This window comes from Serratia surfactantfaciens (assembly GCF_001642805.2).
Classification (GTDB): Bacteria; Pseudomonadota; Gammaproteobacteria; order Enterobacterales; family Enterobacteriaceae; genus Serratia; species Serratia surfactantfaciens.
The window spans coordinates 5,000,063-5,022,171 of sequence record NZ_CP016948.1; the positions used below are offsets into that span (position 1 = coordinate 5,000,063).

Annotated in this window: 27 protein-coding genes and 1 pseudogene; 17 read left to right on the forward strand and 11 right to left on the reverse strand. The window is 59.7% G+C overall.

The genetic code is table 11. From position 1 onward, the window contains the following. Positions 1–142 precede the first annotated feature (142 nt). The 3 genes from ATE40_RS23330 to ATE40_RS23340 are packed head-to-tail and all read right to left on the reverse strand — an operon-like array spanning position 143 to position 2,659. Positions 143–832 carry a trehalose-6-phosphate synthase gene (locus ATE40_RS23330; RefSeq protein WP_063918078.1) on the reverse strand — a complete coding sequence of 230 codons (690 nt, stop codon included), beginning with the start codon at positions 830–832 and terminating at the stop codon, positions 143–145. 13 nt (positions 833–845) lie between these two features. Then, positions 846–1,256, reverse strand: coding sequence for a GNAT family N-acetyltransferase (locus ATE40_RS23335; RefSeq protein ID WP_063918079.1), 411 nt, complete (start codon positions 1,254–1,256; stop codon positions 846–848). Positions 1,257–1,288: 32 nt separating this feature from the next. Continuing rightward, positions 1,289–2,659, reverse strand: a complete 1,371-nt coding sequence (locus ATE40_RS23340) for a glutamine synthetase family protein (protein ID WP_063918080.1) — start codon at positions 2,657–2,659, stop codon at positions 1,289–1,291. Positions 2,660–2,895: 236 nt separating this feature from the next. On the opposite strand from ATE40_RS23340, the gene ATE40_RS23345 reads away from it, so the two are divergent. After that, positions 2,896–3,213 carry a hypothetical protein gene (locus tag ATE40_RS23345; protein ID WP_063918081.1) on the forward strand — a complete coding sequence of 106 codons (318 nt, stop codon included), beginning with the start codon at positions 2,896–2,898 and terminating at the stop codon, positions 3,211–3,213. Here the strand turns inward: ATE40_RS23345 and ATE40_RS23350 are convergent. Genes ATE40_RS23350 through ATE40_RS23365 form a run of 4 tightly spaced genes read right to left on the reverse strand, consistent with a single transcriptional unit; the run spans position 3,204 to position 5,426 of the window. After that, a complete protein-coding gene (locus ATE40_RS23350; protein ID WP_063918082.1) occupies positions 3,204–3,599 on the reverse strand; it encodes a hypothetical protein in 396 nt (131 codons plus the stop codon). The two genes, ATE40_RS23345 and ATE40_RS23350, sit on opposite strands and share 10 nt — an antisense overlap. Positions 3,600–3,612: 13 nt before the next feature. Then, on the reverse strand, positions 3,613–4,005 hold the full coding sequence (locus tag ATE40_RS23355; RefSeq protein WP_063918083.1) for a hypothetical protein: 393 nt from the start codon (positions 4,003–4,005) through the stop codon (positions 3,613–3,615). A 27-nt stretch (positions 4,006–4,032) separates the two neighbouring features. Then, positions 4,033–4,422 carry a hypothetical protein gene (locus tag ATE40_RS23360; RefSeq protein WP_063918084.1) on the reverse strand — a complete coding sequence of 130 codons (390 nt, stop codon included), beginning with the start codon at positions 4,420–4,422 and terminating at the stop codon, positions 4,033–4,035. Further along, positions 4,422–5,426: a hypothetical protein gene (locus tag ATE40_RS23365; protein ID WP_063918085.1), complete on the reverse strand. Its 1,005-nt coding sequence runs from the start codon at positions 5,424–5,426 to the stop codon at positions 4,422–4,424. Before ATE40_RS23365 ends, ATE40_RS23360 begins: the two co-directional genes overlap by 1 nt. Before the next feature lie 263 nt (positions 5,427–5,689). On the opposite strand from ATE40_RS23365, the gene ATE40_RS23370 reads away from it, so the two are divergent. Both ATE40_RS23370 and ATE40_RS23375 read left to right on the forward strand, forming a co-directional pair. Further along, on the forward strand, positions 5,690–6,040 hold the full coding sequence (locus ATE40_RS23370) for a type II toxin-antitoxin system RelE/ParE family toxin (protein WP_033645671.1): 351 nt from the start codon (positions 5,690–5,692) through the stop codon (positions 6,038–6,040). Positions 6,041–6,043: 3 nt separating this feature from the next. Then, positions 6,044–6,343, forward strand: a complete 300-nt coding sequence (locus ATE40_RS23375; protein WP_019453270.1) for a helix-turn-helix domain-containing protein — start codon at positions 6,044–6,046, stop codon at positions 6,341–6,343. On the opposite strand, the gene ATE40_RS23380 is transcribed toward ATE40_RS23375, so the two are convergent. Continuing rightward, on the reverse strand, positions 6,333–7,250 hold the full coding sequence (locus tag ATE40_RS23380; RefSeq protein ID WP_063918086.1) for a LysR family transcriptional regulator: 918 nt from the start codon (positions 7,248–7,250) through the stop codon (positions 6,333–6,335). The genes ATE40_RS23375 and ATE40_RS23380 overlap by 11 nt on opposite strands. 168 nt (positions 7,251–7,418) lie before the next feature. Here ATE40_RS23380 and ATE40_RS23385 point away from each other — a divergent pair, with 168 nt between their 5' ends. From ATE40_RS23385 to ATE40_RS23415, 7 genes are all read left to right on the forward strand, one after another. Next, positions 7,419–8,117, forward strand: a complete 699-nt coding sequence (locus ATE40_RS23385) for a CoA transferase subunit A (RefSeq protein ID WP_004933280.1) — start codon at positions 7,419–7,421, stop codon at positions 8,115–8,117. Between the two features lie 11 nt (positions 8,118–8,128). Beyond that, the gene (locus ATE40_RS23390; RefSeq protein WP_015376496.1) at positions 8,129–8,782 is read left to right on the forward strand and encodes a CoA transferase subunit B; all 654 of its coding nucleotides are present in this window, start codon (positions 8,129–8,131) and stop codon (positions 8,780–8,782) included. Between the two features lie 14 nt (positions 8,783–8,796). Then, positions 8,797–9,981 (forward strand): acetyl-CoA C-acetyltransferase, encoded by a 1,185-nt coding sequence (locus ATE40_RS23395; RefSeq protein ID WP_019453267.1) that lies wholly within the window; start codon positions 8,797–8,799, stop codon positions 9,979–9,981. A gap of 17 nt (positions 9,982–9,998) precedes the next feature. Beyond that, positions 9,999–10,922 (forward strand): 3-hydroxyacyl-CoA dehydrogenase family protein, encoded by a 924-nt coding sequence (locus ATE40_RS23400; protein ID WP_019453266.1) that lies wholly within the window; start codon positions 9,999–10,001, stop codon positions 10,920–10,922. Positions 10,923–10,967: 45 nt separating this feature from the next. Continuing rightward, on the forward strand, positions 10,968–12,359 hold the full coding sequence (locus ATE40_RS23405) for a GntP family permease (protein WP_063918087.1): 1,392 nt from the start codon (positions 10,968–10,970) through the stop codon (positions 12,357–12,359). A 12-nt stretch (positions 12,360–12,371) separates the two neighbouring features. Next, positions 12,372–13,142, forward strand: a complete 771-nt coding sequence (locus ATE40_RS23410; RefSeq protein WP_063918088.1) for a 3-hydroxybutyrate dehydrogenase — start codon at positions 12,372–12,374, stop codon at positions 13,140–13,142. A gap of 371 nt (positions 13,143–13,513) precedes the next feature. After that, the gene (locus tag ATE40_RS23415; protein WP_025159602.1) at positions 13,514–14,650 is read left to right on the forward strand and encodes a porin; all 1,137 of its coding nucleotides are present in this window, start codon (positions 13,514–13,516) and stop codon (positions 14,648–14,650) included. A 38-nt stretch (positions 14,651–14,688) separates the two neighbouring features. Here ATE40_RS23415 and ATE40_RS23420 read toward each other — a convergent pair whose 3' ends face one another. Then, positions 14,689–15,510 carry an AraC family transcriptional regulator gene (locus tag ATE40_RS23420; RefSeq protein WP_019453262.1) on the reverse strand — a complete coding sequence of 274 codons (822 nt, stop codon included), beginning with the start codon at positions 15,508–15,510 and terminating at the stop codon, positions 14,689–14,691. A 120-nt stretch (positions 15,511–15,630) separates the two neighbouring features. On the opposite strand from ATE40_RS23420, the gene ATE40_RS23425 reads away from it, so the two are divergent. From ATE40_RS23425 to ATE40_RS23435, 3 genes and pseudogenes are all read left to right on the forward strand, one after another. Beyond that, the gene (locus ATE40_RS23425; protein ID WP_019453261.1) at positions 15,631–16,011 is read left to right on the forward strand and encodes a hypothetical protein; all 381 of its coding nucleotides are present in this window, start codon (positions 15,631–15,633) and stop codon (positions 16,009–16,011) included. Positions 16,012–16,021: 10 nt separating this feature from the next. Further along, positions 16,022–16,897, forward strand: a complete 876-nt coding sequence (locus tag ATE40_RS23430) for a helix-turn-helix domain-containing protein (RefSeq protein ID WP_019453260.1) — start codon at positions 16,022–16,024, stop codon at positions 16,895–16,897. A 233-nt stretch (positions 16,898–17,130) separates the two neighbouring features. Then, positions 17,131–18,048 (forward strand): annotated as a pseudogene (locus ATE40_RS23435) (L,D-transpeptidase family protein); the annotation flags it as partial. 93 nt (positions 18,049–18,141) lie between these two features. Here ATE40_RS23435 and ATE40_RS23440 read toward each other — a convergent pair. Continuing rightward, positions 18,142–18,558, reverse strand: a complete 417-nt coding sequence (locus ATE40_RS23440) for a MarR family winged helix-turn-helix transcriptional regulator (protein ID WP_019453258.1) — start codon at positions 18,556–18,558, stop codon at positions 18,142–18,144. Positions 18,559–18,739: 181 nt separating this feature from the next. On the opposite strand from ATE40_RS23440, the gene ATE40_RS23445 reads away from it, so the two are divergent. The 4 genes from ATE40_RS23445 to idi are packed head-to-tail and all read left to right on the forward strand — an operon-like array spanning position 18,740 to position 21,642. Continuing rightward, positions 18,740–19,339 carry a non-oxidative hydroxyarylic acid decarboxylases subunit B gene (locus ATE40_RS23445; protein WP_025159604.1) on the forward strand — a complete coding sequence of 200 codons (600 nt, stop codon included), beginning with the start codon at positions 18,740–18,742 and terminating at the stop codon, positions 19,337–19,339. Between the two features lie 2 nt (positions 19,340–19,341). After that, positions 19,342–20,769, forward strand: a complete 1,428-nt coding sequence (locus ATE40_RS23450) for a non-oxidative hydroxyarylic acid decarboxylases subunit C (protein WP_019453256.1) — start codon at positions 19,342–19,344, stop codon at positions 20,767–20,769. 9 nt (positions 20,770–20,778) lie between these two features. After that, positions 20,779–21,006 carry a non-oxidative hydroxyarylic acid decarboxylases subunit D gene (locus ATE40_RS24455; RefSeq protein WP_071532813.1) on the forward strand — a complete coding sequence of 76 codons (228 nt, stop codon included), beginning with the start codon at positions 20,779–20,781 and terminating at the stop codon, positions 21,004–21,006. A gap of 42 nt (positions 21,007–21,048) precedes the next feature. Continuing rightward, entirely contained in the window at positions 21,049–21,642 is a 594-nt protein-coding gene (gene idi, locus ATE40_RS23455; RefSeq protein WP_063918089.1) for an isopentenyl-diphosphate Delta-isomerase, read from the forward strand. 38 nt (positions 21,643–21,680) lie between these two features. Here the strand turns inward: idi and ATE40_RS23460 are convergent, their stop codons facing one another. Beyond that, positions 21,681–21,983, reverse strand: coding sequence for a DUF5862 family protein (locus tag ATE40_RS23460; protein WP_004933246.1), 303 nt, complete (start codon positions 21,981–21,983; stop codon positions 21,681–21,683). Positions 21,984–22,109 lie beyond the last annotated feature (126 nt).

Sequence of the window (22,109 nt, forward strand, 5' to 3'; positions counted from 1 at the left end):
ATGATATGTAACAGGATGAATATTCATTTTTTAATCGCTATATTCATAAAATGAAATAACGCATGCTGATGGCGATAAAGGCGGTAAAAATAAATCACGGCGAAATAAAACGGCGCGCCTGAAGGGGGCACGCCGCCGTAAATCAATAAACCTGTCTGCCGTTGATGCCGGCGGGGAAAATGCCGGTGGCGAACAGATGCCCGTTGGCCTGGATCTGGTCGTCGGGCAGCATCTCCAGCGGGAACTCGCCCGCCAGGCAACTGAGAAAGGCGTTGCGATCGTCCGTGCTGGTAAAGCCGATCAGATCGTAGAACAGCAGCGAAGCGATCAGCTGGCGGTGTTCCGGGATGCGTCGCAGCAGCGCCGCCGACGGAAACGGCAGGTGGAAAAAGAACGCGCAGGCGTTCAGCAGCCCCTGTTCCTTCAGCGCCTGGGCGCAGGGCAGCAGCTGGTAGTCGTCGACGCAGACGATGTCGCCGGGGCACAGGTGCTCGCAGGCGATATCGGCAAAATGGCGGTTCAACTGCCGGTAGGCGCGGTAGTTTTCCGGCGTGAAGTGCGCCTTCTCCGGCTGGTTGTGGAACACCGGCCACAGGCCGTCGTGGTAGTAGCCCTGATAGTGGCGGCGGAACTCCTCGATCGACAGCGGGAAGGTCACCTGATCGTAACCGGCGCGTTGGCGGCAGCTGATCGGGCGCTGCGCAAAATTCTGCACGTCGCCGTTCCAGCCCAGCCACAGCCCCGGTTCGGCGTCGGCCGCCAGCGTCTGGCCGGCGCAGGCCAGATCCTTGCCGTCGCACTGCTTGTTCGAAATCAGCACTAAACGAGACATCAGGAGCTCCTTATCAGTGAAGGGCGCGCAGGGCATGCGCCGAACAATCGGCGCGCCAGGGCGCTTGCAGCGCCGGCAACGTGACGCGCAGGCCACGCAAGGCCGGATGCGCCAGGCAGCAGCGCGTCAGCCAGCTGCCCAGCCCGACACCGCGGTATTCGGCGCTGACGAACAGTTCGCTCACCGAGGCGAAGGTGGCGTAATCGGTCACCATGCGGGCGAAACCGAGCAGGTGGCGCTTGCGGTACAGGCCAAAGCACAGGCCGTGGTGCACTAGGCGTTCGGCCGCCGCCCGATCCGCTAGGCTGAGGAAACGCTGGATCGCCTCGATATCCAACAACTGCCGATCGGTGCTGATATGAAAAACGCCTTTTCGCCAGCAGAGCAGTGGCTGAACGGGCGCCGGTTGCGGTTGCATATTCATGATTATCCTTAGGTTAATGAATCAAAGAGCGATTACAGCATCCAGCCGAGTTCGGCGGCGGTGACCTGTTCCTCGAAGCGGTGCAGTTCGGCGCTTTTGCAGGTGTGCCACAGGGTGCAGAACGCCGGGCCGAGCAGCTCGCGCAGCGGATCGCTGTGGCGGAACAGCGTCAGCGCCTCCTGTTGGCCGAGCGGCAAGGGGGCGGCGTTGTCGCTCTCGCAGCCGTTGGCGGCCGGCGGCAGCGGCAGCGGCTGTTCCAGCCCGTGCAGCAGGCCGCCGAGCATCACCGCCAGCGCCAGATAGGGGTTAGCGTCGGCGCCGGCCAGGCGGTATTCGATGCGCTGGTTGGCGCTGTCGGCGCAGGGCAGGCGCAGCGCCACCGTGCGGTTGTTGTGGCCCCAGGAGGCGCGCAGCGGCACGTGCATGCCGGGGCGGAAACGGCGGAACGCGTTGATATTGGGCGCCAGGATCGCCATTGACGCCGGCATCAGCGCCAGCATGCCCGCCATCGCCTGCTGCATGTTGTCGCTCAGTTCGCCCGGCGCGCCGGTCAGCAGGTTCTCGCCGTGCTCGTTCTGCAGGCTGATGTGAAAGTGCAGTCCGCTGCCGGCGGCGTGGGCGCAGGGCTTGGCCATAAAGCAGGCGTGCTGGTGATGTTGCTCGGCAATTTGCCGCGTCAGGCGTTTTAGCGCCATGATCTGGTCGCAGGCTTCCAGCACGCGCCGGCTGTGATGCAGGTTCAGCTCGTACTGGCCGGAGGCGGCTTCGGCCACCACGCCGGTCAACGGCAGGTTTTGCAGGCGGGCGTGCCGTTCGATGTCGCTCAGCAGCGCATGGTGGCGCTCCGGCGCATCCACCGCGAAGCTCTGCGTTGGGCAGGTTTCCGCCTCGGCGGGGTGCTGCGGATCCTGCAGGTAGAACTCCAGTTCGGCCGCCACCACCGGGAAACAGTTGCGCTCGTGCAGGCGCTTCAGCACCCGTTGCAGCACCACGCGCGGCTCCAGCTCGCAGGCGTCGCCATCGGCGTTTTGCATCGTCAGCAGCAGCTGGGCGTGGCGCTCGGGATCGCGCGCGCAGGGGCGCAGCGTACCGGGCACCGGCAGGCACAGCCGGTCCGGCTCGCCCGCCCGCTGCCCCAGCCCGCTTTCTTCTATCACCCGGCCGTGCAGATCCATGGCGTAGATCGACAACGGGAAGTAGCAGCCTTTTTCCAGCCCAAAGGCTTCGGCGATCGGCAGCCGTTTGCCGCGCAGCTGGCCGTTCAGATCGTGCAGATAAATATCCAGCTGTTCGGTATCCGGATAGCGCTGCAGATAGTGCTCCAGCTCTTTACGGAAGGTGCGCGTCGGCGAAGCGGGCAGCTCCGCCAGCAGGGGATTGAACCCGATGATATTAGCATGCATGGCGTGCTCCAGAACGTAGACCGGTCACGGCCAGAGGCAGGGATAAACGCATGAGACAACTCTCTTGTGAGGCCATAGCGGCGATGTGAAAAGGGTATCTGCGGCGGCAAAAACTGTCTGTAAAAACGCCGTAACGTTAACGGGGCGCGGAATAAAAATGCCGTAAAGAGCGCGGCGGGTTGGCCGGGTCGGCACGGTCTATACTGGCGAGACGGGCCGTAGAAGGAGAGATAACGATGAAGAGAATAGGGCTGCTTATCGCCGCGCTGGCCGCGTTCAACGCCACCGCGTCTTCCCCACAGGCGTGGGCCGAGAGCGAAAGGGCGATGCGCGCCGCCTGCCTGAAAGCCAGCGGGCTAAAAAACGCCAGGGTAGAAGGGGCGATCGTTCACTACGGCGATGACGTCGGCTATTCGGCGCTGTTTATCGGCGGGCGCTACCCGCAGCCGTTTATGAAAAACAAGCCGGGCAGGGAGCTGTGCTTATATCAGCGCGCCACGCAGAAGGCGGCGGTGCAGGCGGTGGAGGGGAGCAACGCGTCTGCTCAACTTTGATGATTGATGAGGTAAATAAAAATACAGCCCACGGTGGTAATCATGGCCTCTACGAGCAAAAGTATAAAATCCATCGCCAGCCACTTTTGTAGCTCAGGAGAGGCGGTTTTTTGCACGAAATCGTAGGTTTTCGCATCGAGCCAAACCTGATCCCTTATTTTTATTTTTTTCCTTTTCAGGATCCAAAGAAACCACTGTGCTTTCAATGAGGTTCCAAGCATGCCGAGGCTATCGGCAAAGGCGACGTAGGGCGGAATAAAATGTCCGCTGCCGGCGTAACGCTGATAGAAAGCATCAAACTCTTTTTTATGGCGACGGTAACCAATGAACTGGATGAAGGTGCTTAAAACCAGCAGCGTTAAGCATAATATGACAAGGGTTTTCATCGAGCAGCCTGAATCACGACATTCTCGTTATCATCATAAAGATCAATGCCATGATGAAGAACAAGCCTTCCAGCGCCAAAAGCGTGCCGTTGTTTTTCATCCAGGTCTGCAAGCGTTCAGATGATGAAAGACGAAAAAATTCATAGGTCTTGGCGGGAAGATATTGGTTTTTCTTCACCTTGATTTTCTTGCCGAAAAGGATCCCTCTGAACCATTGGACTTTGATGGAAGTACCTAAAGAGCCAAGGCCATCGGCAATTGCGACGTGAGCAGGGACAAAGTGGCCCTGTTGGGTATAGCGTTGATAAAAAACATCGAACTCGTGTTTATAGCGACGAGAGTAAATATATTGAGCAAGCCAACAAAGTAAGAGCAGCACGGCTGCAGTAAGTGATGCTATTTTCATAAGCCACCGGCTAAGGTTCAAGGGGCGTTATGCCTTACTCAAAAAAGCAAAAATGCACATTAACGCCAAACACCCCATTTTCAGCACGCTTAAGATGAAGTCTTTTCGAATCCAACTCTTCAGATGTTGAGATGTGTTTTCATTCACGAATTCGTAGGTTTTTGAGCTCAGAAAAGCGTTTTTCCCTATCCTTATTTTTCTGCCATTCAATACCCAACGGAACCATTGCGCTTTAATAGACACACCGAGCAAACCAAGGTTATCCGCGAAGATGACAAATGGAGGCAAGGGATGGGCGCTTTGCACATAACGTTGATAGAATTCAGAAAATTCGTCTTTATAGCGCCGATAGCAAAGATACTGCACCAAGGCGCTAATCAATGTCAGAGTGAAGAACAGGACGATAGCGATTTTCATTATTCACCAAAAATGAAACCAGTAATGCTGTCGGCGGCTACACCGCCACCCCAACTGCCAGCTGCGCCACCCAGAGCAGCGCCTGCTATACCACAAGCTAAAATACCGGTACCAAACGTGGAGGCGCCTAAGACGATACTGCAAGCCGTCATTGCTAACATTGCACCGCCTTCACCCCCCAAAATCCCCGCCGCAGTACTCGCCGCAAAATGACTGTATCCCTTTACCGCGATCTTGGCGCACTCCTGTTCGCGGCCAGTGGTGCAGGCATTGTAGACGTCGTTGGTGGTATTCAGCCCACTCAATCCGATGCCGATCCAGCCGCCGGCTTTCATAAACTTGGCCGCACGGCTGGCGCTGTCGACGTAGTTCGAATAACCCCTAATGGCGCCGACGCCGGCGGTGCTCCATTCATGCACCAGCGATTTACTGGAGAGCCCCAGCGCGTGTTTGATATGCGCATACTCTTTCATATTGAGTTGAGCACGAGTAAGGCGATTCAGTAACGGTTTTAATGTACCGAACAGCCGCGCCCGTTCCACCTGAAACTGGGTGCCAATCAACGCGCCACTCGTGCGGAACTGATTTTGGTAGGTTTTTTCAATCTCAACCAGGATATTTTTGATCTGGCTGAAGTAGCGTTCTCCGGCATCCGAAGCCAGCCCGACGACCGTTTCCCCATAGCTGGTGAAGGCGGCGATAGCGGCGTAATTACGGTGCAAGAAGGTGGAGAAATCGCTGTCACCGGCTTTCACCGCTTTGCTGGTACGTCTCTTGGCCTGCATCAGGGCGGCGATCTGCGTAGATTGATTATGATTGCGCGGATCGGCGACGATCAGCATTTGCCCCGGTTGAACCAGCGGCGTATCGGCATTGAGCTGCATAAAAAAGCGTGCCGCTTCCGATGGCTTGCCACCGAACAGGTAGTTGGCGTGGAAGGCGAGCGGGCCGGTTTGTTGGGCGATGCAATAGCCCGGTGCGATGCTGCTGGACTTCTGTTCCATGTCGAAAAGCCTCCTTATTTTTAGGAAACTTAACATTTTCTACAGGGTGGTAACAGGTTCTGGCTCACGCTCTCGATCGGAGAATCATCTGAAAACATCGGCATTTCGCTAAATTTGCCTCTCCTTTCCTCTATTTGATAGACGATGGTCCTATCGGTTTCTTTTGCGAGTCGCCAGGCAAAACGCCAATGGCGGCCTGGATAAAATTATATATTCCGGTCTATCGTCTCGTCATAGATTGTACTCTATAATCAGGAGGTGCCATGTGGACGGTAATGACAACGGAAGAGTTTGATCGGTGGCTCTGTGAGCAGGATGAATCGACGCAGGAAAAGGTGTTGGCCGCGCTGGTGATGCTCGAGCGTGCCGGGCCTTCTCTTCGGCGGCCTTTTGTCGACGTGCTGAAAGGCTCGTTGCATCCCAACATGAAAGAGCTGCGTATTCAGCACAAAGGGCGGCCGATTCGCGCTTTTTTCGCCTTCGATCCGGCGCGGCAGGCGATTGTGCTGTGTGCGGGCGACAAAACGGGTAATGAGAAGCGGTTTTATAAAGTGATGCTGCCCATCGCGGATGCGCAGTTCACCCAATATTTGATGTGTTATTTCAAGGAGTAACCCATGAGCACCTTAAAGCAACTGCTGGCCTCCCGCACCCCGGAGAGCCGCCGGCGCATCGAGGAAATGGCCGAAGAGATGCTGTTTGAAGCGCACCTGCACCAGCTGCGGGAAGCGCTGAATATTTCCCAACAGGAACTGGCGAAAACGCTGGGCATTTCCCAGCCTTCTGTCGCGGCCATCGAAGGGCGCGGCAATGAGCTGAAGATTTCGACCCTGAAACGCTATGTGGAAGCGATGGGCGGCACGCTGCGCCTGGACGTTGAGCTGCCGGGCGGCAAGCACGTCGGGTTTACGGTTTAAACGCAGGTTCTGCGCCACTTCCCGCCATCTCCCGTTCGATCACCGTCGCCAGCGCCTGCGCGGCGGAAGAGAGCTGATGCTGCGCCAGGCGGATCAGGCCCACGCGCCGTTCGATGATCGGGCCGATCAGCGGCACGCAGACCGCTCCCAGCTCATCCATCTGTTGCTCACACAGCGCCGGTACCGCGCTGGCGCCGAGGCCGTTGGCCACCATGCGCCCGACCGTTACCAGCTGGTGGCTTTCAAACGCCACCTCCAGCGTGCGGCCGCTGCGGGCCAGCTCCTGCTCCAGCAGCAGCCGCACCGCCGATGGCCGCTGCAGGGTGATGAAATCCAGCGTCAGCAGCTCCTTCCAGCTCACCTGCGCCTTGCGCGCCAGCGCCGAATCCTTCGGCACCACCGCCATAAAGCGATCGCGGCACAGCGGGGTGAAGTGCAGGGTGTCGCTCGGCTCCGGCTCGAAGGCGATGCCCATCTCCACCCGGCCTTCGCGGATCATTTCAAACACCTGCTCGTTGATGACGTCGTGCACCGCCACGTTGATGCCGGCGTAACGATCGCGAAACGCCTTGAGGATCGGCGGCAGCGGGTTGCCGGCGAACGACGGCATGGCGGCGATCGCCACCTTGCCCATCTGCAGGGTGAAGCGCTGGCGCATCGCCTCTTCCGCGTTGTCCCAATCCGCCAGCAGCTGGCGCGCCATCGGGAAGAAGGTTTCCCCCTCCGGCGTCAGCGTCACCCGGCGGGTGGTGCGCAGCAGCAGCGGCCCGCCCAGCGCGTCTTCCAGCCCACGAATCGCCAGGCTGAGCGCCGGCTGAGAAATATTCAGCCGCTCGCTGGCCTGGGCGAAGTTCAGAGTGTGAGCTACCGCTAAAAACGCGCGTAACTGTTTGATGCTCATTTTCATTTTGGCTGGCGTTAACTCTTTGTTAATTGTCGGTTAACGGTTGATTAATAAAAATTCTAAATGAATGCGGCATAAAAACAAAATTAACAAATCATTTTTGTGACCTGAAGATGCCCTCACGCAAGCCAGGGCATTTCGCCCTGCGCCGCAACATGCAGGGGCAACGATATGGCAGGGCTCGACAAACGCGTCGGCAGCTACCAGGAAGCGCTGGCAGGCCTGACGGACAACATGACGGTGCTGGCGGGCGGCTTTGGCCTGTGCGGCATCCCGGAAAACCTGATCGAAGAGATCCGCCGGCGCGGCGTGCGCGGCTTGACGGTGGTTTCCAACAACTGCGGCGTCGACGGGTTCGGCCTCGGGCGGCTGCTGGAAACCCATCAGATCCGCAAGGTGGTGGGATCGTACGTCGGCGAAAACGCGCTGTTCGAGCAGCAGGCGCTCAGCGGCGAGCTGGAGGTGGACCTCACGCCGCAGGGCACGCTGGCTGAGAAGATCCGCGCCGGCGGCGCCGGTATCCCGGCGTTCTTCACCGCCACCGGTTACGGCACGCCGATCGCCGAAGGCAAAGAGGTGCGCGAGTTCAACGGCCGCCCTTACATCATGGAAACCGCCATCACCGGCGATTTCGCCATCGTTAAAGGCTGGAAGGCCGATCACTTCGGCAACGTCATCTATCGCCACACCGCGCAGAACTTCAATCCGCTGATGGCGACCGCCGGGCGCATCACGGTGGTGGAAGTGGAAGAGATCGTGGCGCCGGGCGAGCTGGATCCGGCGGCGATCCATACCCCCGGCATCTACGTCGATCGGCTGATCCAGGGCACCTTCGAGAAGCGTATCGAACAACGCACCCTGCGGGCATAAGGAGAATTCGCATGCTTACCCGTGAACAAATGGCGCAGCGCGTAGCGCAAGAGCTGAGAGACGGTTACTACGTCAACCTGGGCATCGGCATCCCGACGCTGGTGGCCAACTACGTGCCGGCGGGCATGGACGTGATGCTGCAGTCGGAAAACGGCCTGCTGGGAATGGGCGAGTTCCCGACCGAGCAGCAGCTGGACGCCGACATGATCAACGCCGGCAAGCAGACGGTCACCGCGCGCCTCGGCGCGTCGATCTTCGATTCGGCGCAGTCGTTCGCCATGATCCGCGGCGGCCATGTCGATCTGACCGTGCTGGGGGCGTTTGAAGTGGACGTCGAGGGCAACATCGCCTCGTGGATGATCCCCGGCAAGATGGTCAAGGGCATGGGCGGCGCGATGGATCTGGTGGCGGGAGCGGAGAACATCATCGTGGTGATGACCCACGCCGCGAAGGGCGGCGAGTCCAAGCTGCTGCCGCGCTGCACGCTGCCGCTGACCGGCGCCCGCTGTATCCGCAAGGTATTGACCGATCTGGCCTACCTGGAAATTGAAGACGGCGCCTTCGTGCTGCGCGAACGCGCGCCGGGCGTCAGCGTGGCGGAGATTGTCGCCAAAACCGCCGGCCGGCTTATCGTGCCGGAGCAAGTGCCGGAAATGCGTTTCTGAAACGGGAGGTGAATGTGCAACAACGTGAAGTGGTGATCGTAGCGGCGACGCGCACGCCGGTCGGCAGTTTTCACGGCGCGCTGGCGCCGTTGACGGCGGTGGAACTGGGCACGGCGGCGGTGCAGGGGCTGCTGGCGCAAAGCGGCGTGGCGCCGCAGCAGATCGATGAAGTGATCCTCGGCCAGGTGCTGACCGCCGGCTGCGGGCAGAATCCGGCGCGCCAGACCGCGCTGAACGCCGGGCTGCCCGTTACGACGCCGGCGCTGACCATCAACAAGGTGTGCGGCTCCGGTTTGAAGGCGGTGCATCTGGCGGTACAGGCGATCCGCAGCGGCGACGCCGAGGCGGTGATCGCCGGCGGCCAGGAGAGCATGAGCCAGTCGCCTTATCTGATGGCTGGTGCGCGCGCCGGTCTGCGTCTCGGTCATGCGCAGATGGTGGACAGCGTGATCCACGATGGCCTGTGGGACGCGTTCAACGACTATCACATGGGCATCACCGCCGAAAACCTGGCGGAGAAATACGCCATCAGCAGAGAAGAACAAGACAGGTTCGCGCTGCGCTCGCAGCAGAAGGCGCAGGCGGCGCAGCAGGCCGGGCGTTTCGCGCAGGAGATCACGCCGGTGACGGTGCCGAAGCCAAAGGGGGAGGCGCTGCGGGTTGAGCACGACGAGCAGCCGCGCGACACCAGCCCTGAGGCGCTGGCGCGGCTGCGCCCGGCGTTTCGCAAGGAGGGCACGGTGACCGCCGGCAACGCCTCGTCGCTCAACGACGGTGCCGCCGTGGTGCTGCTGATGAGCGCGGAAAAAGCCGCCGCGCTGCGCTTGCCGGTGCTGGCGCGCATCGCCGGTTACGCCTCGTCGGGCGTCGATCCGGCGATCATGGGCATCGGCCCGGCGCCGGCCGCGCGCCGCTGCCTGGAAAAAGCCGGCTGGCGGCTGGAGGAGGTCGATCTGATCGAAGCCAACGAAGCCTTCGCCGCGCAGGCGCTGGCTGTGGGTAAAGAACTGGGCTGGGATGCGGAGCGGGTCAACGTCAACGGCGGTGCGATCGCGCTGGGGCATCCGATCGGCGCGTCCGGCTGCCGCATTTTGGTGTCGCTGCTGTTCGAAATGCAGCGCCGCGGGGTGAACAAGGGGCTGGCGATGCTGTGCATCGGCGGCGGGCAGGGCGTGGCGCTGGCGGTAGAGCGCCCGTAAACAACCGAGGAGGCACGATGCAGTCATCTGACTATGCGGTGCTGGGCGCCGGCTTGATGGGGGTGGGCATCGCCACCCATTTTATCCGCCATGGCCATGGGGTGCTGCTGTATGACCCGGATCCGCAGCGCCTGGCGGAAGCGCCGGTGGTGGCGAGCGGCATTCTGGCCGAGCTGAGCGACGTCGGGCAGTTTGATAACGATGAGCGCGACGCGGCGCTGGCGCGGCTGCGCGTGACCGGCGATCTGAACGAGGTGGCGCGCGCCCGGCTGCTTATCGAGGCGATCCCGGAACGGCTCGAGCTGAAGCATGCGCTGTATGAGCAGTTGGAAGGGCTGATCGCCGACGACGCGGTGATCGCCAGCAACACCAGCGGCCTGCCGCCGGATGAGCTGGCGGCGCGCATGACCCATCCGCAGCGCCTATTGATCGCCCATTTCTGGCACCCGCCGCACCTGATCCCGCTGGTGGAGATCGTGCCCGGCAGCGCCACCGAACCGGGTCATCTGGCGGCGGTGCAGGCGCTGCTCGGTGAGATGGATCTTGAGGCGGTGCTGCTGGAGCGCGCCGCGCCGGGGTTTGTCGGCAACCGGCTGCAGTTTGCGGTGCTGCGCGAGGCGCTGCACATCGTACACAGCGGTATCGCCAGCGCCGAGGTGGTGGATCAGGTGATGCGCGCCTCGCTGGGGCGGCGCTACGCCATGGTCGGCCCGCTCGAAGCCGCCGACATGACCGGGCTGGCGACGGTGGCGGACATCGCCCGCCACCTGTTCCCGGAACTGGCGACCGGCGACGAGATGATGGCGCTGGTGGAACAGCGGCTGCAGCGCGGCGATAGCGGCCAACGCAGCGGCCGGGGATTTTATCTGTGGGATGAAGCACGCAGGGAACGCATTCAACGGCGCCGGGCGCATCAGCTGCGCTTTGCGCTGAAACCGTAATTTCGCACTCCGTACCTGACAATAACAACGATAGCGAGGTGTCCGATGAGCGTTTTGATTGCCCTGGCAGCACTGGGATTACTGATGCTGGCCGCCTACCGCGGCTACAGCGTGATTTTGTTCGCCCCGATCGCCGCGCTGGGCGCGGTGCTGTTGACCGACCCCGGCGCGGTGGCGCCGACTTTCACCGGGCTGTTTATGGAGAAAATGGTCGGCTTCGTGAAGCTCTATTTCCCGGTGTTCCTGCTGGGGGCGGTATTCGGCAAGCTGATCGAACTGTCCGGTTTTTCCCGTTCGATCGTCGCGGCGGCGATCCGCATTCTCGGCCGGCGTCACGCCATTCCGGTGATCGTGCTGGTGTGCGCGCTGCTGACCTACGGCGGGGTGTCGCTGTTCGTGGTGGCGTTCGCGGTCTATCCGTTCGCCGCCGAGCTGTTCCGCCAGAGCGGCATCCCCAAGCGGCTGATCCCGGCCACCGTGGCACTCGGCGCCTTCTCCTTCACCATGGACGCCTTGCCCGGCACGCCGCAGATCCAAAACATCATCCCGACCAGCTTCTTCGGCACTAATGCCTGGGCCGCGCCCTGGCTGGGGCTGATTGGCTCGCTGTTCATCATCGCGGTCGGTCTGCTGTATCTTGAACGCCAGCGGCGCAAGGCGCAGCTGAAAGGCGAAGGGTACGGCACCGAGCTGCTGAACGAACCGGAAACCCCGGACGATATCAACCTGCCGAATCCGCTGATCGCCATCCTGCCGTTGATTCTGGTCGGGGTATTCAACCTTGCCTTCACCCATTGGATCCCGCAGTGGTACGGCGCCAGCCACGAGCTGACGCTGCCGGGGCTGGCCAAGCCGATCACCACCGACGTGGCGAAGATCACCGCCATCTGGGCGGTGGAAGCGGCGCTGGTGTCGGGTATTCTGCTGGTGGTGGTGTTCGGCTTTGGCAATATTCGCGGCCGGCTGGCGGAGGGCAGCAAGACGGCGGTCGGCGGCGCAATTCTGGCGGCGATGAATACTGCCTCCGAATACGGCTTCGGCGCGGTGATCGCGGCGTTGCCGGGCTTTTTGGTGCTGTCGCAGGCGCTGTCGGCGATCCCCAATCCGCTGCTGAACGAAGCGATCAGCGTCACCTTGCTGGCCGGTATCACCGGCTCGGCCTCCGGTGGCATGAGCATCGCGCTGGCGGCGATGGCCGATAATTTCGTGGCCGCCGCCCACGCCGCGCATATCCCGCTGGAAGTGCTGCACCGGGTGGCCTCGATGGCCAGCGGCGGCATGGACACCTTGCCGCACAACGGCGCGGTGATCACCCTGCTGGCGATCACCGGCCTCAGCCATAGGCAGGCCTATGGCGGCATCTTCGCCATCACCCTTATCAAGAGCGCCGCGGTGCTGTTCGTGATCGGCGTGTTCTACCTGACCGACATTGTTTAAAGGAGCGATACCATGAGTGTACAAGGCAAAACCGCGCTGGTGACCGGCTCGACCAGCGGCATCGGCCTCGGAATAGCGTCCGTGTTGGCCGCCGCCGGCGCGCGCGTGATCCTCAACGGCTTCGGCGAGGTGGAGCAGGCGCAAGCGCAGGTCGCCCGGCTGGGCAGCGCGCCGGGGTATCACGGTGCCGACCTCGGCGATGCGGCCCAGATAGCGGACATGATGCACTATGCCGAACGCGAGTTCGGCGGCGTGGATATTCTGGTGAACAACGCCGGCATTCAGCACGTGGCGCCGCTGGATCAGTTCCCGGTGGAGAAATGGAATGCCATCCTCGCCATCAATCTGTCGGCGGTGTTCCATACCTGCCGATTGGCGCTGCCGGGCATGCGCGAGCGCCACTGGGGGCGCATCATCAACGTGGCGTCGGTGCACGGGCTGGTGGCGTCGAAAGACAAGTCGGCCTATGTGGCGGCCAAGCACGGCGTGGTGGGGCTGACCAAGACGCTGGCGCTGGAAACGGCCCGCACGCCCGTCACCTGCAACGCCATCTGCCCCGGCTGGGTGCTGACGCCGCTGGTGCAGCAGCAGATCGACAAACGCATCGCCGCCGGTACCGAGCCGCAGCGGGCGCGCGATGAGCTGTTGGCGGAGAAGCAACCGTCGCAAGAGTTCGTCACGCCTGAGCAGCTCGGTGAGCTGGCGCTGTTCCTGTGCAGCGATGCGGCGGTGCAGGTGCGCGGCGCCGCCTGGAACATGGACGGCGGCTGGCTGGCGCAGTAGTGAGATTTTCCCCGGAGCGCGCAATGCGCTCCGTCGTTATTTCCCGCCTTTAATTAATTCCCTCGCGTGACGGTTTACCTGCGGCAATAATATTTATTTGTTATTTGCTATCATTATTCCCAGATAATCACGCTGGGTTATTTTGGATGAAACGTGCGGATTGGTTTATTTCGTGCTGCAGTTATTACATTGTTTTTCTCCATGTTACAGGTGAACACGTTTTTGCTGAAATTAAATCCAACCTGAAATAATGGCAGGTTATGGCGTGAATTTTTATATCTTGCGTGCGCTGTTCACATCGGGTAATTATTTTGGCGTGGCTTAAGACCACCGTATTTATAAAAATAATTCTTTTTAGGGCAGGGGTAATAATGAGAAAAACCACAACGCCAATCGTCATTGGCGGCGTCTTGCTGTCGGCGATTTCCGCCGGCGCGCAGGCCGAGATCACCATTCTGGATAAAAACCCGCAGAGCAATGTGTTGCTGGCGCCGCTCAGTTTAAAGGTGGGCGGCAGCATTCGCCCCGAGTGGATCTTCAATAACGGCCCGGAGCCGGGCTATGACAAAAACGGCCACGACGGCGGCACGCGTTTTCGCTTCAGCGGCGACTATGCGCTGACGCAGGACACCTCGATCATCGGCTATTACGAGTGGGGTGTCGATCTGGCGCACGCGCTCAGCTGGGACGGGCACTATAACGAAGACGGCAAGCGCGACTATCAGCGCCAGCTGTACGCCGGTTTTAAAGACGATCGTTACGGCACCCTGACCTACGGCCATCAATACGGCATCTATTATTCCGTGGTCGGCATCAAAAGCGACGTCTGGGATAACGATGGTCATGCGGGCGGCACCGGCATCGGTATTTCCGGCGACTACGACGGCGGCAATAAACCGAAAAACAGCATCAAGTACACCAATGATTTTGGGCCGGTGACGCTGTACGCCAACTATTTATTGCCGGAAGACGATCTGCACACCGCGGATAACCTGATTTATCGCCGCAAGGGCGGCGGCGGGCTGGGCTTCGATTATAAGGTGACGAAAGACTTCACCTTCAGCGCCGCCTACAGTTATACCGATGCGAAGATCAAAGATAATCTGTACAGCGAAAAAGATTATCACCAGCAGCTGTCCGGCACCGCGTTAACCTGGCAGCCGAACAACTGGTATATCGTCGGCACCGCCAGCTACTACAAAGACTATGTGCCGAGCACCCGCCAGCGCACGCTGTCGCATTTCTTCGCCGGCGACGGCTACGGGCTGGAAGGCTTCGTCGGTTACACCTTCAATATCGACAAGCCGTTTCTCAAATCGATCCAGCCTTACGTGGCGGCGGACTCGCTGCGGCTGAAGGGTGACGAGGCGTATCACGCCAACCACGTTTACCTCGGCGCGGGCACCACCATCGGTTACGGTCTATCGGTGTATGTGGAGCGCACCTTGGCCAACAGCAGCGACAATGAGCCGGACTCCACCTGGATTACGGTGTTCTACGACTTCTGATTTTCACCTGCTCCAAGCCGGCGCCTGCGCCGGCTTTTTCACATGGTTATCGCGCCGCCCAGGGTTTCTCCAGAGGCGTTGCGCTCCGCCAGGTAGCGCGCCGGCGGTTTGCCCACCGCCTTTCTGAACATGGTGACGAAGCCGCTGGCGCTCTCGTAGCCCAAATCCAGCGCCACCGTCTGTACGCTCTCGCCCTGCGTCAAGCGCTGCAGCGCCAGCATCACGTGCAGCTGGCGCCGCCAGTGGCCGAAGCTCATGCCCATCTGCTGTTGCAAGGTGCGGCTGAGGGAGCGCTCGCTCATGCCGATGCGCTGCGCCCACTGCCCGAGGGTGGATTTGTCCGCCGGGCTGCTCAGCATGCCTTCGGTCAACTGCCGGATGCGCGCGTCGTCGGACACCGGCAGATGCAGGTTCTCGATCGGCGCGGCCGCCAGCTGGTCCAGCAATACCGCCGTCAGGCGCCCCTCGGCGCCCTGTTCGTCGTAGAGCGGCTCGAAGGTGCTGGCCTGCAGCAGCAGCTCGCGCAGCAGCGGCGAGACCGACAGCGTGCAGCAGTTTTGCGGCAGGCCGGCGGCGGCATGTTGATCGACGAACAGGCAGTAGGCCTCGGTGGAGCCGGCGCCCTGGGCGTTGTGCAACACGTTGCCCGGCATCCACAGCGCGCACTGCGGCGGCACCAGCCACAGCCCGTTTTCCACTTCGCAGCGGATCATGCCGCGTACCGTGTAGATCAGCTGCGCCTTCTGATGGCGGTGCGGCTCGACTTCCCAGTCCTGCTCGAGGGTGGAACCTTGCAAGGCAAACAGCGGGCGCGGCACCTGATCGATATCCAAACAGTGGCGGGGGATCTGTACTTTCATGAGAACAATTCTCAATTTGGCGGAATTGAAAAGTATTATGTCCTGATTGCGCAATGTGGTCTAGCGCCGCTGCCGATAAAGTAAGCGCCAGTGCTAAACCCTTTCGTGAGGAAACTGATTATGTCATTGGATACCGCCGATTTTCCGCTGGTGTGGATGCGCCGCAGCGGGCGCGATACCCAGGCCGATTTGGCCGAATTCAGCGCGCTGCTGGCGCGCGCCGAGCCGTTCGTCCTGATGACCGACCGCAGCGTCGGCGATGAAGAAGAAGAGGGGCACGATCGCGATGCCCGCACTCAGGTGGCGCTGTGGAAACGTGATAACCGCGAGGCGCTGAAGCTATGGGTGAAAGGCATGATCATGCTGGAGCCGGACGACGCCAAACGCACGGCGGCGGAAGAGTTCGCCGAATATGGCGCCAAGTTTTGGGGCTATCCGGTGCTGGTGGCCGCCGACGAAGCCGCTGGCCGGGTGCTGGCGCAGACGTTATTGATCAAATAAGGGGAATACCATGCATCAGCAACAGGTGATTGAACAACTGCTGGCCTGGATCGAGCAGAGCCTGGATCAGCCGCTGACGCTGGACGATATCGCCGCCCGCTCCGGCTACTCGAAGTGGCATTTGCAGCGGATGTTCAAACAGCAAACCGGCCATATCCTTGGCACCTATGCGCGCCGCAGAAGGTTGACCGCCGCCGCGCGCGAATTGCGCCTGACCGGCACCAGCGTGGCCTGCATCGCCGATACTTACCAGTTCGATTCGCAGCAGACCTTCACCCGTTGTTTTCGCAAGCAGTTCGGCCTGCCGCCGGCCAGCTATCGCCGCAGTCAGGATTGGTCGAGCTATGGCCTGCAGCCGCCGCTGCGGCTGACCGAAGCGCCGTTGCCGCAGGCGGAAATCGTGACGCTGCCCGCGATGCAGCTGGTGGGGCACACTCAACGCCGCCACTGCACGCTGGGGCAGCTGGCGGCCTCCAAGTGCGAGCTGCGCCGCCACGCCTGGCGGCAACTGCTGCGGCCGCAGGCGCTGCCGGAGGTGATGTATGGCCTCACCAGCCTGGAGATCGACAGGCAGCGGCGCGGCAATCCGCGCATGGCCTACACCGCCGCGTTGCCGGACGAAGGGGCTGTGGGGGAGCGGGTGCTCATCGAACAGGGGGAGTACGCTCGCTTTACCTATCAGGGGCAGGTCGAAGGGTTACAAAACTTTATCGTCCGGCTTTATGACACCGCGATGCCGCAGATGAATGCCATTCGCCGGCCAGGGCAGGATATCGAGCGTTTCTACCCGGCGCAGGAGGGCAGCAGCCCGCTCGGCGGCGCGGCGATCCGCTGTGAGTATCTGATCCCGATCCGGCGGGTGGAGGTGCTGGCCGCCGCCAGTTAGGCGGCGGTTCTCGCAGAAAATCGCCTTCGTGGCGCGTCAGGTTACAAAAAATTGCGATATTACATCGGTAATGGTTCACACTTTGATTGATGTGCACATATAATGCGCATCCGGTCAAATCCCCCCTGGTCTTTCAGGCCGCAGCGCGCTTGGCTGCCGGCTGAAATTCATCGGGGCAAGGTGGCCGTAGAAACCGATACCCATAATCGCCAGTGGCCTTGACCAACACGAAGATGAAAATGAGCATTCGCGCGTTATTAACCCTGTTTACGGCACTGGTTGCATTCAGCCAGGCTGCCTTCGCCGTCGTTTACCCGCTGCCGCCTAAAGACAGCCGCTTGGTGGGCGAGAATATCCAAATCACCGTACCGGAAGACAGCAAACTGCCGCTGGAAAGCTTCGCCGCCCAGTATCAGATGGGGCTGAGCAACATGCTGGAAGCCAACCCGGGCGTGGATCCGTTCCTGCCGAAGGCCGGCAGCACCCTGACCATCCCACAGCAGCTGATCCTGCCGGACGCGCCGCGTGACGGCATCATCATCAACAGCGCCGAGATGCGTCTGTACTACTACCCGAAAGGCTCCAACACCGTGGTGGTGCTGCCGATCGGCATCGGCCAGCTTGGTAAAGACACCCCGCTGAACTGGACCACCACCGTTCAGCGCAAGAAAGATGGCCCGACCTGGACGCCGACCGCCAAAATGCGCGCCGAATATGCGGCAGAAGGCGAAATCCTGCCGGCGGTGTTCCCGGCAGGCCCGGATAACCCGATGGGGCTGTACGCGCTGTATGTCGGCCGTCTGTACGCCATTCACGGCACCAACGCCAACTTCGGCATCGGCCTGCGCGTGAGCCACGGCTGCGTGCGCCTGCGCGCCGACGATATCAAGTACCTGTTCCAGAACGTGCCGGTCGGCACCCGCGTGCAGTTCATCAACGAACCGATGAAAGCCACCGTGGAACCGGACGGCTCGCGCTACGTGGAAGTGCACAACCCGCTGTCGGCCAACGAAGAGCAGCTGCAATCCAAAGATCCGGTGCCGCTGACTATCTCCGCCCCGGTCGGCAAAGTGCTGATGGACGCCGGCGTCAATCAGAGCGAAGTGGACGCGGCGATCAAGGCCCGTTCCGGCATGCCGGTGAAAGTGAACTGATCGCCCTCAGGCTGCAGTGAACGAGATAAAAAAGACGCCCGCGGGCGTCTTTTTTTATGCTTTCAGCCGCACGCTGTTGGCGCGGCGAATTTATTGCTTCCCTATCATCGTCTTTAAAACGAAAAGCGCCGATTCATGTTGGTCTTTATTGACCCGTTCGAGATATCTATTATCAATCGCGTCGGCAATGGGGCGGCTGGATTCGAACAGCGCCTGCCCTGCAGGCGTCAGGTAAATAAATCGGCGGCGCTTATCATGCTCGCCGGCTTCCCGTTTTAACAGACCTTTCCCTTCCATGCGGCTGAGCAATTCGGCCAGCGCGGCTTTACTGCTGATCGCCGCTTCCATTAATTCGACTTGTTCAATGCCCGGAGTTTCTGAAACGGTGGCCAGAATGGAATATTGCTGTTTGCTGAGTTCAGGAAGCGATTTTTGCCATTGAGCACTATGATCCTGAAGCAGCTCACGGATGAGATGGAAAAAAGTATTGGCCAGCGTTCTGTTCATACGTTTATCCCAGCGAGAAAAAAGCGAGTAATAATATCAATATAACAAAACCGGCCGGTAAGAGATACTTGCCTTGATAGGTCGTTCGCTTACGAACGGTTACATCTCGCCCACTTGTTTTATCGCCATCTCGGGACTAGATTTGACATATCGTTCGTATACGAACTTTGTGAAGTGTTGCATGAGACTGGTGATCGCGATGACGGGGGCGACCGGGGCGCCGCTAGGCACGGCGCTGCTTCAGGCGCTGAAGGCCATCGAGGGGATAGAGACGCATTTGATCTTGAGTAAGTGGGCCAAAACGACCATTGAACTCGAAACAAACTTCACCGTGCATGAAGTGATGGCGATGGCTGATGTGACACACAGTTCTGCCGATCAGGCCGCCACGATATCTTCAGGTTCTTTTCATACGGACGGCATGATCATTATTCCCTGCAGCATGAAAACGTTGGCGGGTATTCGAGCTGGTTATGCCGAGGGTCTTATTGGCCGAGCGGCGGATGTGATTATCAAAGAAGGGCGGAAATTGGTGCTGGTTCCCAGAGAAACGCCACTGAGCACCATTCACTTGGAAAATATGCTCGCGCTCTCGAAATTAGGAGTGTCATTGGTGCCGCCAATGCCCGCTTATTATAACCATCCTACTCATATCGATGACGTCACCGATCATATTGTCGCACGGGTTCTGGATCAATTTGGCATTGATTACGGCCGGGCAACGCGCTGGGCCGGATTAAAAAAGAATGGCCAAAAAACCACTGACACCGAGGAGGATTAAATATGGCTTATGACGATCTGCGAAGTTATTTAGCGGCGCTGGATAAGGCCGGACAATTACTCGATATCACCGAGGAAGTTCAGGCGGAACCGGATATTGCCGCGGCGGCCAACGCCACCGGCAGAATCGGTGAAGGCGCCCCCGCCATTGCATTCAGGAACATTAAAGGCTTTGAACATGCGCATGTGGTCATGAATACCCTTGGGTCATGGCAGAATCACGCCATAGCCCTGGAGCTTCCGCCGACCACGCCGGTGAAACAGCAAATCGATGAGTATATTCGCCGCTGGGATCATTTCCCTGTCTCTGCGGAACGCCGCGATAATCCGCCCTGGGCCGAGAATGAGGTCAACGGCGAGGAGATTAATCTGTTTGATATCCTGCCGCTGTTTCGCCTAAACGACGGCGACGGTGGATTCTACCTGGATAAAGCCTGTGTCGTTTCCCGTGATCCTGAAGATCCGACCCACTTCGGCAAGCAAAACGTCGGCATCTATCGTATGGAGGTGAAGGGCAAGCGCAAGCTGGGTCTGCAACCGGTACCGATGCACGACATCGCGCTGCATCTGCATAAAGCGGAAGAGCGCGGTGAAGATTTGCCTATTGCCATTACGTTGGGTAATGACCCGATCATTACGCTGATGGGGGCGACGCCGCTGAAATACGATCAGTCGGAGTATGAGATGGCCGGCGCCCTGCGCGAAAGCCCGTATCCGATAGCAACGGCTCCTTTGACCGGCTTTGATGTGCCGTGGGGTTCCGAAGTGATCATCGAAGGGGTGATTGAGGGCCGCAAGCGCGAGATTGAAGGCCCGTTCGGCGAGTTTACGGGCCATTATTCCGGCGGCCGCAACATGACGGTGGTGCGTATCGATAAGGTTTCTTATCGAACACGCCCAATTTTTGAATCCCTTTATCTGGGCATGCCCTGGACAGAAATCGACTATCTGATGGGGCCGGCTACCTGCGTGCCGCTGTATCAGCAGTTGAAAGCCGAGTTTCCGGAAGTGCAGGCGGTCAATGCGATGTATACCCACGGGTTGCTCGTCATCATCTCCACCAAAAAGCGTTACGGCGGTTTCGCGCGCGCGGTGGGAATGCGGGCCATGACCACGCCGCATGGGCTGGGCTATGTGAAAATGGTGATCATGGTCGATGAGGATGTCGATCCCTTCAACCTGCCGCAGGTTATGTGGGCGCTGTCCGCCAAGGTCAACCCGGCCGGCGATCTGGTGCAGTTGCCGAACATGTCGGTGCTCGAGCTGGATCCCGGCTCCAGCCCGGCGGGGATCACGGACAAATTAATCATCGATGCGACAACGCCGGTGGCTCCGGATACGCGTGGCCACTACAGCCAGCCGGTCAAGGATTTACCCGAAACCGCCCTGTGGGTGGATAAATTAACCGCCATGTTGGCTAACCGTCCTTAAGGAGCTCCTATGATTTGTCCTCGTTGTGCCGATAAACAGATAGATGCCATGGCGCATTCTCCGGTCAAGGGCGTGTGGACGGTATACCAGTGTCAACACTGCCTTTATACCTGGCGGAGTACCGAACCCGCTCGCAGAACGGAACGGGAGCATTATCCGCCCGAGTTTCGTATGATTCAGCAGGATATCGATAATGCGCCGGAAGTGCCGACCATTCCTCCTCTTTTGACAAAATGAAACCGCAGGCGGGGAAAGGCCCGCCTGTACATGGATATGGCAATGATGAAAAATGAAGACGTCGTTTTGCTTGATGCCGCCTGGCAGCCTTGCGGGACGATGCCCAAAAACCAGGTCCACACGCGCCATACGCCGCTGCATTTGGCCTTTTCCTGCTATCTGTTCACCCCAGAGGGCAACGTGCTGGTCACAAGACGCGCCTTGAGCAAAACCGCCTGGCCGGGAGTCTGGACCAATTCCTTTTGCGGCCACCCTTTGCCGCAAGAAGCGCTGGAGCAGGCGGTGATGCGCCGTGCCCAGGTTGAGTTGGGCACGGAAGCCGAGCAGATAACGTTGCTGAGCGACGCCTTCAGTTATCAGGCGACCGACGCGTCCGGCGTGATGGAGAATGAGGTCTGCCCGGTATTTGCCGCGCATAGTAAAGGCGCTCTCTATGCTAATCCGGATGAAGTGGCGGATTATGCGTGGGTCGAGCTCAACCATTTAATGGCGGCGGTAAAATTAACGCCTTTCGGTTTCAGCCCGTGGATGGTTTCGCAATTGAATACCGACGCGATAATTTCAGGTTTGAAAGAATATCGGGATGCGATCGTGACAAAGCGTTCAGCGGGCGACGTAGGGCAAGGGTGGCAATAAAATAAATAGCCACCGCAAGGGTGACTATTTATTAATGCTTACAGGCTGCCGCCGACCGAGGTCGAGGTGGAGCCGATAGTTTCGCGGAAATGTTTAGCGTAGTCGGCCACTTCCTGCTGCGTATGCGTCAGACCATAAAGACCCAGCCCCACGCCGCCTGCAACGCCGCCGATGATAGTGCCGACCAATTGGCCGACGGCGCCGGCAATGAAGCCGCCTGCACCTGCGGATTTGCCTGCAATCAGCGCGCCGGTCATCGCGCCATCCAGCAACCCATCCCAGGCCGCGTTCAGATCGCCACCGCTGACGTACTGCTCTTCATATTGACTAAGTACTTTCATATACATTCCTTATAAATAAAAGGGTGACTTAGTGGGTTTAATTAACACCGAGAATAACGCTGTGGCGCTACTCCACTTTAAAAATATAACAGCTTATAATCTGTTGGCAATAATATATCCAATGAG